Below are 12,632 nucleotides of genomic sequence, written 5' to 3'. Positions count from 1 at the left end.
GTTATTCCTTATGTATACGGTCTAATTTTATCTAGTGTGACATCTTCCGCCAAAAATATTGTTATTTCACTAGCTATGATTGCTTGTAACTTAGGATCCTTCTTTTCGCCTTTTATAATCAGTTTTTTAGCAAAAATATTTGGAGCTTCTGACGCTTTATCACAAATAAAATATGCAGCTTTCATTTTTGTCGTAATAGCTTTGATTTTCACATTCTCAGCTCTGACCTCTAAAAATAAAGGTCGTGAACAATAATGAATAAAGAACCCGAATGGCTAAAAAATATTATCAGCTTACCCGAAATAAATATGAATATGAAATTTTTTGGAGGGCACCAACAAAGTGTTCCATTAGGCTGGAAAATTGAACGTGAGGCTCATTTTACTTTCGAGATTATGATTATACTTGATGGTGTTCAACAGACTAAATTTGATGGATGTTCATTTAATTGTTATCAAGATGATATCATACTCATCCCACCCGGAATGCCACATGAAAACTCTTGTATTTCGCCTACTGGTATGCATTATTTTTGTGTCCATTTTGATATTGATGATCCAGAGATTCAATTAAATATACTTATGCTTTGCTCAGTAAAATTAAATAAAAATAATGATGCTTTTACAAAAATAAAATCAGTTCTCCAAAAGTATATTACTCTCATTGAAACAAATACTTTTTCTCTTAGGGAGAAATTAATGACAGAAAAACTTTTGATTGAATTAATGCTTAGTTTATATGATTACACCTTACTAGAGCAAAATATAGCTACATTATCAGATAATTCATCGCTAATTTTAGCAAAATCAATCGCAGATACAATACAACAAAATTTTCGAACATTTACTAAGCAACCTATCAAAGAAAACCAGCAACCCCTCTCAATGCATGAGATAGCATATTCTTTAAATATAAGTGAAAGTACCATGTTGAAAGTCTTTAGAAAAGTTTACTCAATCAGTCCTAAAAATTATCTAGATCAACTCCGTTACAACGAGTCAAAAATTCTTCTTCATCAACCAAATCTTCCAATTAGCGAAATTGCTGAAACTATTGGATATCAGAATCTGTCCCATTTTTCTCGACAATTTAAACAATGGAGTAATTTGTCGCCAAAGGAGTATCGCATTCATTTCCAAAAGAATGGTCGATAGATAAATAATTAAAAAACAAACTAATTAGACCCTCAGAATATAGACTTTTTATGTCTACAATTTTAGGGTCTTTTATTAACATAAAACATTTTTTCTATTATAAAAAGTATGATAGAAAATTTAAAACATGAAATAAACAGTTTTAAAATGAAAAAATTGATTGAAAAAAGAAAAAGTCTACAAATTAACTTTGTAGACTTTTCTGTAGGATTTATTTTTAATTTTGAACTTAACTGGACTATAGAGTTGCTAATTTTAGTGGTTTTACTAGTTCTGCAGACACATTCAAATTAGGACAACGCTCTCCAATTATTTATTCATCTTAAATTCTAAATACAAATCATTATAAATTCCAGTCCAATATGGACTAAGGTTTTTGTAAGCTTCATCATCTTTGATAGTTGCTTCATCTGGGTAAAACGATTTATTATCACGAATTTCTTTGGGTAAGAGAGCTTTTGCTTTCAAGTTCGGAGTTGCATAACCAATCCACTCTGCATTTTGAGCTGCATTTTTGGGTTCCTGCATGAAATTAATAAAAGCGTAAGCTGCTTTGACATTTTTTGCTGTTTTCGGAATGGCTAAATTATCATACCAAATATTTGTACGTTCAGGGATGACATATTTCAAATTTTTATTTTCAGAGGTCATCTCTGCTGCTTCTCCGCTATAAACAACGGCTAAAGGTGTCTCATTATTAATCATGTAATTCATGATTTCATCGCCCAAAATTGCTTTTACATTTGGCGTAAGCTTAAGGAGGTCTTGATAGGCTATGTCTAACTCTTTTTGGTTGGTTGTATTTAATGAATAGCCATGTTTACTAAGAACCATTGCCATGACGTCACGCACACTGTCTGTCAGTAAAATCGAGTTTTTGTAAGTTGGTGACCAGATATCATTCCACGTTTTTGGAGGAGTTTTTACTGTTTTTGAGTTATAAACTATGCCTAATGTTCCCCAAAAGTATGGAACAGAATATTGATTTCCTTGGTCGAAAGCTGGATTAAGTAGTTTAGGGTCATCGTCTTTTAAACCTTTAATTTTGCTGTGGTCTAGCTTAAGGAGCAGATTTTCTTTGGCCATTTTTTCAATCATGTAATCAGAAGGAACAATCAGGTCGTAAGCTGTTCCTCCTTGTTTGACTTTTGAATACATGGCTTCATTGGAATCAAAAGTCATATAGTTAACTTTATAACCTGTTTCTTTCTGAAATCTACTAATCAAGTCTGGATCGATATATTCACCCCAGTTGAAAATTGTCAAGCTATTATTCTGAGTTTTGACTCCGTCAGCAGCTTTCATTCTATTGGTAATCAGTCCTAGTGAAGCAGTAATGACCAGAATTCCAACAAAAAAGTATAATAATTTTTTCAAGTTTCTCCTTTCTATACTTTGAACTACAAAGTATCAATAAGAACTATTTAGGTCAGATTTGAAGATTTTCCGACAGTTTCTGAATCTTTCATAATATAATAATACCCTACAACCAACAGTATTGAAAAGAGAAATACAAGGGTAGAGAGAGCATTAATTTCTAAAGAAATTCCGGCACGGGCTCTGGAATAAATTTCTACTGACAGTGTTGTAAAATCATTTCCTGTAACAAAGAAAGTGACGGCAAAATCATCTAAAGAATAGGTAAAAGCCATAAAGAAACCAGCAATAATTCCTGGTGTCAGATAAGGTAAAATGATTTCACGCATGATTTGGCTTGAATTTGCTCCTAAGTCATTGGCAGCATCAATTAGTGAGCTGTCCATTTCTTGATAAAGGGGCATGACCATTAGCACAACGATAGGTATGGAGAAGGCAATATGGCTGAGTAAGACGGAGATAAAGCCAAGTTTCATTCCAACAATTGTAAACAAAATCAAGAAGGAAACACCAATGACTACATCAGGAGAAACCATCAAGACATTATTTAAACCCAGTAAAGTTTCACGTCGTCTTCTTTTTAATTTAACAAGATTAATGGCCCCAATCGTCCCGATGACTGTAGCAATGAGTGAACTTAAAAAAGCTAGAAAGAAGGTCTGAACAACAATCAAAATTAAACGGCTGTCAGCAAATAATGTTTTGAAATTATCTAATGTAAAACCTGTGAATTTACTCATGTCACTTCCAGAGTTGAATGAGTAAAAAATAAGGTAAAAAATAGGTGCATATAAAAGGATGAGGACAAAGGTGAGGTAAACTTTACCAAGTGAATTTTTCTTTTGCAAATTAATCTCTCTTTTCTTTGGTCATTCTCATGACAATCAACATGGCTACAACTAAGACAACGGCAATAGTTGAACCCATTCCCCAGTTTTGGGTAGTTAAGAAATGTTCTTCAACAGCAGTCCCAAGCGTTATGACTTTATTCCCACCGATTAAACGGGTCAACATGAAGAGTGACAAGCTTGGGATAAAGACAGCTTGCACCCCTGCTCTGACACCGTTTAGTGAAAGAGGCCAGATGACTTGGGTAAAAGTTTGGAAAGCTGAAGCACCTAAATCTCTACTTGCATTTACCAAATTATCATCTAAGTCATTTAAAGCATTAAAAATTGGTAAAACCATAAAGGGAATTGAGATATATGATGCAACCAAAATAAAACTTAGGTCAGTAAATAAAATCTGTGTCCGTCCAATCCCCAAAAACTTTAAGAAGTTATTGACCGAACCATATTTACCAAAAATTCCGATAAAAGCATAAGCTTTGAGTAAAAGGTTGACCCAGGTCGGTAAAATGATAAGCATGAGCCAAAATTGTTTCATTTTTAGTTTGGTCAAAACATAGGCCACAGGGTAGGAAATGACAAGGGTTGCCACAGTAATAATCAGTGCGTAGAGAATAGAATTCCACGTCATCAATAGATAAGTTCCACTAGAGAAATAGAGGATGTAATTGTTAAGAGTAAAATGACCGTTTAAATCAAAAAATGATTGCAACAAAAGCATGACCAAAGGAACAATAACAAAGAAGACAACCCAGAGAAAATAGGGAACGGAATAAATTCTTTTGGTCACTTATGATCCCCACTTTCACTATTTTCTGTTTCATTTTCTTGCTTTTGCAAAATTTCATTAACGGTTTCAGCTAGTTCTGTCAGCTCCATTGTATTTTCGAGGGCTTCTTTGACTGCTTCTTGAATGGCCGCTTCCTCTTCAGCATTTTCTTCTTCAACAGCTTTAGCTAAACCGACGGTTTCTTCTTCTTCAACATATTCTTCAATCCGAGCATCAAATTCTTCCTCACTTTCATTGAGACGCATGATATGAATGGCTTCTGGGTCAAAATCAAGTCCAACCGTTTCACCAACAATAGCTTTGTGAGTCGAATGGATTAGCCATTCATTGTTAAATTCATCATAAGCTACAATTTCGTAGTGAACGCCACGAAAGAGCTGAGTGTCCACTTTGACATTGAATTTTCCTTCGTTAGGAAGAGTAAACCAGATATCTTCTGGACGAATGACCACCTCAATCGGTTCATTTTTACGCATCCCACCATCGACGGCTTCAAATTTTTGACCGTTGAATTCTACAAGGTAATCTTCAATCATTTTTCCGTTCAGAATGTTTGATTCACCAATGAAATCAGCGACAAAATGATTGATTGGTTCATCATATATATCTGTTGGTGTGCCTGATTGAACGATTTCACCTTCATTCATGATGAAAACCCAATCAGACATGGCCAGTGCTTCTTCTTGGTCATGGGTAACAAAGATAAATGTAATTCCAAGACTTTGTTGAAGTTCTCTTAATTCATATTGCATGTCCTTTCTAAGTTTCATATCAAGGGCTGATAGAGATTCATCAAGTAAGAGAACTTTTGGACGGTCGATAATAGCGCGTGCAATAGCAACCCTTTGTTTTTGACCACCTGATAATTTCGTAATTGAACGCTTTTCAAAGCCATCTAAACGAACAAGTTTTAGACTTTCTGAGACACGTTTAGCAATTTCCTTTTTATCTACTCCTTTGATTTTAAGAGCAAAAGCGACGTTATCAAAAACGTTCATATTTGGAAAAAGGGCATATGATTGAAAGATAGTGTGTACATTACGCTTATTAGCTGGTAGGTCGTTAATTCTTTTATCATCAAGAATAACATCACCATCAGTTGCGTCAAGAAGTCCGGCAATAATATTTAAAATTGTTGATTTTCCTGAACCTGAGGCACCTAAAAGTGTGTAGAATTTTCCTTCTTCAAGTTCAAATGAAATATCTTTAAGGACAGTTGTATCAGTATCCGCATAGGTTTTACTGACATTTTTAAATTCGATAATTGTTTTTGACATTTTAATAATTCCTTTGAATATAAAGATGTGTTAAGCCATAAAATTACTTGAAAATAATATAAAAAAACCAAGCCAACGCTTGGTTTCATCATCAATTTAAGTCTTCTGATTCCAAAAGGACAAACAGAAAAATCTTGTGCAGAGTCTATACAGCAGAAGAACTCTTAATACTCTTATTGATGCGCCAAAGCGTGTTTTTCTTGGGTGGGGCCTTTTATATCTCCCCATAACTCATGACGAGTTAATCAATAAGGCAACGAAAGTCGCCAATTTCGGCTTTTGACCCGGCTGTCCGTATGGCCTTAGCTCAAATTATTTATTAAAACATAAATTGATTACTGACAAAGTATCCGTAATCTTGAGCGGTCAAATCTTCTGTATATGCACAGAACATCATTAATTATAGCTTAAATTCGATGATTTATCAAGTTGAAATTTGAAAAAGACAGGAAATCCTGTCTTATTTTTCACCAATAATTCTAACCTCAGGCTCTAATGTCACACCTGAATTTTCTTTAACTTTTTCAATGACCAGAGCAATCAGTTTTTCATAATCCGTCGCATTTCCATCAGCAACATTAACCATAAAACCGGCATGTTTTTTACTGACTTCGACACCGCCAATACGCTGACCTTGAAGTTTAGCTTCTTGAATTAATTGTCCTGCAAAGTGACCAACTGGACGTTTAAAAACTGATCCACAGCTTGGATATTCTAAAGGTTGCTTACTTTTACGCAAGAAATTAAGACGATCCATTTCATTTTGAATTTGTGTTGGGTCTCCTGCTTGGAGTTCAAATTTTGCTGACAGAACAATTAAGTTTTTATCACGAATCACGGAATGACGATAACCAAATTGCATTTCACTTGCACTTAAAACCGAAACATTTCCCGCAGCGTCCATCACTTTACAACTTACCAAAACTTGGAAAATTTCGCCACCATAGGCTCCAGCATTCATGAATACCGCTCCACCAATTGAGCCAGGAATCCCACAAGCAAATTCAAAACCTGTCAGTGAATTGGCTTGGGCCACTTGAGTGACTTCTTTTAATTTCGCTCCTGCTTGCGCTTCAATGGTATAACCAGCCACTTTTACTGAATCAAGTTTTTCAAGTAAAATAACGACTCCACGAATTCCACCATCACGAACAATCAAATTTGAAGCATTTCCAAGAACTGTAACCGGTGTATCAGTTGCTTTCGCTTTTGCTGACAGTTCTGTCAGTGCTTCTATTGTAGCCGGAAAAGCCAGAATATCAGCTGGTCCTCCTACTTTTGTGTAAGTATAATTTGATAGGGGTTCATTAAATTTAATCAGTAAATCTGGGATATTTTCAAGATCAGTTTCTTTTATCATAACCTTATTTTATCATTTTCTATTAAGGATGACAATTTTGTCTTAAATTTCGGCTTTAACTTTCTTTTTATTCACAAGATTTTTAGCTTTATCAAAGATGTCAATAGGAAAGGCTTTACTCAAAACATTACCCAAACCAAACGCTAAGTTGAAGTCAATCATGCTATGGACAAGTCCTCCAAGAGCAATCAATAAAAGGAAGTTCAATAAAGCACCTTGCTCAATATTCGCAAATCCTAGAGAATAAAAAGCATAAACAACTAAAGTTTCCAAACCAGCATGAAAAATACCGAGAATAAAATTAAAGATTTGGATTTTAACTTTTTGATGAACAAATTCTGGATGTTTTTTCAAGACATAGGCACCAACAGTCATTACAGGAAGGTGCATCAGCGCGCGCAACCAAATTGTCGGCACCGGAATACTAATCATGAATCCGAGAGTTGTTCCCAGAGCAACAAAAGCAGTCATAAGTGGACTGAAAAACATGGCAGCCATTATACCGGAACATGTGCAGCAAGCGTGAATGAGGCTGGGCCAATAATGAGTTTAACCGGCATCATCATTGGAATTAAAATTCCAAGTGCAGTAAGCATCGCAGCAATAATCAGATTTCTGACTTTTGCCTTTTTTGTTTGAGTCATTTGAGTTTCCTTTTCTTTATAAACTCTTGCTTTAAAAAAGCGGACAGTAGGGCAATCGTGGTTTCTCATTTAAATCACATTTTTGTCATTAGAAGAAATTTAATAATTCATTACTTTTAACTTTAAAAAAATGATAAATCAAAAACCTTATTCTGACAAATAAAACGAAAGTTAGTGAACTACTTTACATTCTTTTTTGCTTTAATGATTATATCATTTTATCTATAAAATAATCAACAAAAAGAACCTGTATTAAAATACAGATTCTTCTACTTGTAATCCTTTGTTATCAATTTTCAATGGATAAAGGTGACCAGTGAGGTTTTTTTCCATAATTTTTTCTGTCAGTAAAGTTAACTTATTATCGGGTACAAGCAGCATCACTGTGGGACCTGCACCGCTCAGATAAGTTCCGTAAGCCCCAAACTCATGACCGATTTCTCGCAATAACTGAAGCTCTGGAATCAAGGAAGCACGATAGCTTTCATGGAAACGGTCAGCTTCCATCATTTGCCCTGCTACTTCTAAATTATTTGTCAAAAGACTGGCTGTCAGTACATTCGCAATGGAACTGGCAGCAACTGCTTCTTTATAAGTCAACTCATTGGGTAAGACCTGACGACTTTCGACCGTTTTTAACTCATAATCTGGAACAAAAGCCAAAAGTGCGCATGAAGGAAAATCAGCGACAATATGACTTGTTTTACCAGCCACAGTACTTGCAATAACCAGATTTCCTAAAAGAGCTGGAGCGACATTATCTGGATGTCCTTCAATTTCACAAGCTAACTTAAGTTTTTCATCAGAAGTCAAATTAAGTTTTGCCAACTGATTGGCCAACTCAATTCCAGCAATAATGACTGAACTTGATGAACCCAAACCTCTTGCCAAAGGGACTTCTGAGGTCATTTTTAGATGATATTTTGCTGGCAGAGCGACATTCTTGTCTTCCAAAACTGCTGACAGCGTGGTCAGTAATAAATTTCTTTCGTCAGTTGGAATATTTTCGCCTAAATCATGGTCAATCTTCCAATCGCTACTTTCCTCAAGTACTTCAACTGTCAAATATAAACTGACGGCAATACCAATTGAATCAAAACCGGCACCCAAATTTGCTGATGTTGCTGGCACAATAATTTTCATTTGATTAGTCCCCCAATACTTTGAAACGATTAAGTAATTTAAAATCTTTTTCTTGATTTAATTTATCTTGAATGGCCGAAAGTTGAACACGATTAATTTTATGACTAATAATCACAACAACTGCCCGCTTGCCATTTCCTTTTTGTTGCAAAACTTGTTCAAAAGAAACATTTTCACTTGTAAATAGCTCAACCAAGCGCAAAAGCTGTCCTGTTGAATCAGGTGTCTCAACTGAAAAATAATATTTATTTTCAATATCATGGGGATTAGCTAGACTTGTAGAACGTGCATATTCATTAAATGATTTTCCAATTGTCCCATCTTTGACACGTTTAACAATTCGGACAATATCTGCTAAAACACTCGTAGCTGTGGGTTTTTGACCCGCTCCTGCACCATAAAACATCGAATCTCCAATGCCCTCTGATTCAATGAATACAGCATTCATGACCCCATTTACACTGGCAAGTGGATGTGATTTAGGCAGAAAAGTTGGACTAACTTCGGCAAAAATTCCTGAATCAACTTCGTTAATTTCACCAGTCAACTTTAAAACATAACCAAATTGTTGTGCAATCTCGACATCAGTTTTTTGAATACTTCTCAAACCAGATTTAGCAATTTCATCCGGCGCAAGCGTCATTCCAAATGCAAATTCACTTAAAATAGCTAATTTATAACTGGCGTCAATTCCGTCTACATCATTTGTTGGGTCGGATTCAGCATAACCAAGTTCTTGAGCTTTAGCCAAGGATTCATCATAAGTCCAGCCTTCTTCACTCATTTTCGTCATCATAAAATTACTTGTTCCATTAAGAATTCCCAATAGATGTGTAATTTTATCAGATGAAAATGAATTAGCCAAAGTTCTTAAAATAGGAATTCCCCCAGCGACTGCCGCTTCATAATAAAGGGCTACATGATGTTTTTGAGCTAAACTCCGAAGTTCCACCCCATGAACAGCCAGCAAGTCTTTGTTAGCCGTGACGACGTTTTTACCTGCTTCTATCGCTTGAGTAATGTAGGTCTTAGCAGGTTCAATTCGTCCCATCAGCTCAACGACAATTGAAATTTCTGAATCGGCTAAAATATCGTCCAAATTTAAGACAAAATCATAATTAAAGCCTTGACTTCTGGCCTTTTCAATTGCCTTATTATCTCTCATCAAAACTTTTGAAATGACGATTTCTTCATCCAATATTTTTGCTAATTTCTCTTTATTCTCTGAAAGTAAAGTTGGAAGCCCTGTGCCAACTGTCCCAAACCCCAAAATTGCTATATTTACTGCCATCAGTTCTCCTTTAAAATCTAAAATAAAATGTTAAGATAATTCAAAAAATAACTTTTGAATAATTTCTTAATATTATACCATTTTTATAGAAAAAAATTTACTGACAGAATGGTCAGTAAATCTAAATGCTTCTATTTTACTGACAGATTAATCAGTAAATTACAAAATAGAAATTTATGCTTAAAGTAAATCAAGTTTCTTTAATTCATCATCAATTTGTCCCAAAACTTCATCTAAATGTTCGGGATTATTGACAAAATCAATAGAATCTCCATCAATTCTCAATTTTAGTGAAATATCCTAATTTTTATACCAATCAGGATATTCATCATGAACTTGGGCATAGTAGTCTTTTAGACCCTCTTGATTCTCAATTTGTTCAAACGAACGTCCCCGTTGAGCGATTCTTGAAAGCATTGTTTCAAAAGAAACATCAATATAAACCAATAAATCTGGACGTTTTTTTGGCATTCCATCAAGTTCCTCGAGCATGTTTGCTAACAAATCTTGATAAATTTCCAATTCAGTTTTCGTCACATTCCCATTTTTATAATTCAAAGTTAAGAAAAGTTCATCTTCAAAAATTGAACGGTCGAGTACATTGTTATCCTGACGATAAGCCATCTTAATTGATTCAAAACGTTTATTCAAAAAATAGATTTGCAATAAAAAATCATATTTTTGAAGATCTTGATAATAAAGATCAAGGACAGGATTATTATCCACCGCTTCATAAAAAACATCTGTCTTCAAATGTTCCCCTAAAGCCTTTGCTAGGCTTGATTTTCCTGCACCAATAGTACCTGCTAATACGATCAAAATTGTCTTTTACTCCTCGTCATTCTCCCAAATAAAGAATGAATTTATTAAATCTATTTTATTATAGCCGAATTTTTAAGATTTACAACTATTTAATGAATTTCAAAAATGAAAACTACTTCTATTAACTACTTTTCTTTTTTCAAAAATTCACGAACTTGTGATGAAAAATAGAGCGAACCAGTGATTAATAGGAGCTCATCTTCATTTAAAGCTTTTTGTGCACGAACAATGGCTAATTCCCAACTTGGTGCTAATTCAACCCCTTCATCCTCTAAATACCGAAAATCTTTCAAGTCTAAAGCTTTAGGATAATCAAAAGTTGTCAAAATTAAGCGAGAATTTTTTACCGTTTGAAGCATTTTTATCATCTGCCTAATATCTTTTGTGGTAATAGCTGAAAAAATAATTGAAATTTTTTTATCAGGGAATTCTTTCCCCAAGTTCTCAAGCAAACGATTCATAGCATGAACATTATGAGCCCCATCAAGTAAAATTAAAGGATTTTCGCCTAATTTTTCCATTCGAGCAGGCCAAAAAGCTTCACGAATTCCCGCACGAATAATCTCTTCATTCAAGTTAATTCCAACTTTATTCGCATAGACGAGCGCCAATTCAATGGCCATTCCAGCATTTTCTACTTGATGCAAGCCAATCAAAGATTTTTCCAAATCCAGAATTGCCTCTTGACTTGCAAAGAAATCAAAATGTTCATGCTCTTTTAACTCGGTGCGGTAATCATAAGGATACTGATAAATACGCGCAGTATTTTTTCTGGCAACTTCCCAAATAACTCGCAAGGCTTTTAATTCAATGTTTCCAACCACAACAGGTATTCCAGCTTTAATAATACCTGCTTTTTGAGCTGCGATTTCTTCAATCGTTGAACCCAAGATATCAATATGGTCTAAGCCAATTGTTGTGATTCCAGAAACAACGGGTCTAATGACATTTGTAGAATCAAGCAGTCCACCCAAGCCAACTTCGATTACCGCCAAATCAACCTTTTCATCAGCAAAATATTTAAAAGCCATCGCGGTAATAATTTCAAATTCAGTAATTCCAGTCAACTCAGCATCATTATCAAGCTTCTCAACTAAAGGTTGAATCATCTTTACATAATAAATTAACTTTTCATCAGGAATTGGTTGAGCATTTATAGACATTCGTTCACCAAAAGTCGTAATAAAAGGACTCGTAAAAGAAGCAACTTTTAAGCCAGCTTGCATAAAAATAGAACGCGTAAAGGCAACAGTTGATCCTTTCCCATTTGTTCCAGCAATGTGAATCATTGATAAAGATTCCTCTGGATTGCCTAATAATTCTAAAAGTGCTGAAACTCGATTTAGCCCTGGGCGAATATTAAATTTTAATCGTGAATGTATCCATTCTAATGCTTGTTCAATAGACATTTTTGACCTTTTCTATTATATGTTCTTATAACGATAATACTTTTTAAACTCTTCTGGTGCTTCTTCTAGTTCAAGGAGAAAAAAAGGTAGCTCAGCAAGCTCAGCTTCTTGTTCTTCCAACTCCAAGAGATAGCGAAAATCAATGTGCCGATGTTTTTTTTCATTTTTTATTTCATTAAATGGAATATCAATCAAATTAACATCTACTAGCTTACCCATTTTTTTTGCAAAAAGACCTGTTTCTTCATGAAACTCGCGAATCGCAGTGTCCAACGGGCTTTCTTTCAATTCAACATGCCCAGCAGGAAGTAAGAGCTCCTTTTGATAAGGATGCTCAATAAAAAACAATTTATCTTCTTTGAAAACTAGGGTACTGGCTGAAAGTTGCAAATCTGGGTTAATTTTACCACGTAACTCATAATTTGAACTTTCCAGTGATTGAATAATTTTTATCAATTTTTCCTGATTTTCAGCAGTTACCACTTCTTTTATTTGAGAAATCAAATCCTCATTCATG

Annotated in this window: 10 protein-coding genes and 3 pseudogenes; 2 read left to right on the top strand and 11 right to left on the bottom strand. The window is 34.6% G+C overall.

Annotated features, from left to right (window positions below; genetic code table 11):
• Both LLA01S_RS12730 and LLA01S_RS02680 read left to right on the top strand, forming a co-directional pair.
• A pseudogene (locus LLA01S_RS12730) lies at positions 1–255 on the top strand (MFS transporter); the annotation flags it as partial.
• Positions 255–1,154: an AraC family transcriptional regulator gene (locus tag LLA01S_RS02680; protein ID WP_061777801.1), complete on the top strand. Its 900-nt coding sequence runs from the start codon at positions 255–257 to the stop codon at positions 1,152–1,154. The pseudogene LLA01S_RS12730 and the gene LLA01S_RS02680, both read left to right, overlap by 1 nt.
• Positions 1,155–1,463: 309 nt before the next feature.
• Here the strand turns inward: LLA01S_RS02680 and LLA01S_RS02670 are convergent, their stop codons facing one another.
• The 11 genes and pseudogenes from LLA01S_RS02670 to LLA01S_RS02620 form a co-directional block, all read right to left on the bottom strand.
• A complete protein-coding gene (locus LLA01S_RS02670; protein WP_021212201.1) occupies positions 1,464–2,531 on the bottom strand; it encodes an ABC transporter substrate-binding protein in 1,068 nt (355 codons plus the stop codon).
• Between the two features lie 47 nt (positions 2,532–2,578).
• Positions 2,579–3,379, bottom strand: a complete 801-nt coding sequence (locus tag LLA01S_RS02665; protein WP_061777800.1) for an ABC transporter permease — start codon at positions 3,377–3,379, stop codon at positions 2,579–2,581.
• Position 3,380: 1 nt separating this feature from the next.
• Positions 3,381–4,169, bottom strand: a complete 789-nt coding sequence (locus LLA01S_RS02660; RefSeq protein WP_061777799.1) for an ABC transporter permease — start codon at positions 4,167–4,169, stop codon at positions 3,381–3,383.
• The gene (locus LLA01S_RS02655) at positions 4,166–5,446 is read right to left on the bottom strand and encodes an ABC transporter ATP-binding protein (RefSeq protein ID WP_011835201.1); all 1,281 of its coding nucleotides are present in this window, start codon (positions 5,444–5,446) and stop codon (positions 4,166–4,168) included. Before LLA01S_RS02655 ends, LLA01S_RS02660 begins: the two co-directional genes overlap by 4 nt.
• 460 nt (positions 5,447–5,906) lie before the next feature.
• On the bottom strand, positions 5,907–6,806 hold the full coding sequence (gene murB, locus LLA01S_RS02650; protein WP_061777798.1) for a UDP-N-acetylmuramate dehydrogenase: 900 nt from the start codon (positions 6,804–6,806) through the stop codon (positions 5,907–5,909).
• Between the two features lie 42 nt (positions 6,807–6,848).
• Positions 6,849–7,450 (bottom strand): annotated as a pseudogene (gene niaX, locus LLA01S_RS02645) (niacin ECF transporter S component NiaX).
• Positions 7,451–7,702: 252 nt separating this feature from the next.
• A complete protein-coding gene (gene thrB / locus LLA01S_RS02640) occupies positions 7,703–8,593 on the bottom strand; it encodes a homoserine kinase (RefSeq protein ID WP_011676280.1) in 891 nt (296 codons plus the stop codon).
• 4 nt (positions 8,594–8,597) lie between these two features.
• Entirely contained in the window at positions 8,598–9,884 is a 1,287-nt protein-coding gene (locus LLA01S_RS02635; RefSeq protein ID WP_021037197.1) for a homoserine dehydrogenase, read from the bottom strand.
• A 180-nt stretch (positions 9,885–10,064) separates the two neighbouring features.
• Positions 10,065–10,706, bottom strand: a pseudogene (locus tag LLA01S_RS02630) (deoxynucleoside kinase).
• Positions 10,707–10,831: 125 nt separating this feature from the next.
• Entirely contained in the window at positions 10,832–12,115 is a 1,284-nt protein-coding gene (locus LLA01S_RS02625) for a bifunctional folylpolyglutamate synthase/dihydrofolate synthase (protein WP_061777797.1), read from the bottom strand.
• A 15-nt stretch (positions 12,116–12,130) separates the two neighbouring features.
• Positions 12,131–12,631 carry an NUDIX domain-containing protein gene (locus LLA01S_RS02620; protein WP_014572580.1) on the bottom strand — a complete coding sequence of 167 codons (501 nt, stop codon included), beginning with the start codon at positions 12,629–12,631 and terminating at the stop codon, positions 12,131–12,133.
• Position 12,632: the final 1 nt, after the last annotated feature.

This window comes from Lactococcus cremoris subsp. cremoris NBRC 100676 (genome assembly GCF_001591705.1).
GTDB lineage: Bacteria > Bacillota > Bacilli > Lactobacillales > Streptococcaceae > Lactococcus > Lactococcus cremoris.
Note: the sequence above shows the minus strand (reverse complement) of the source record. Positions and strands in the feature narration are given on the sequence as shown.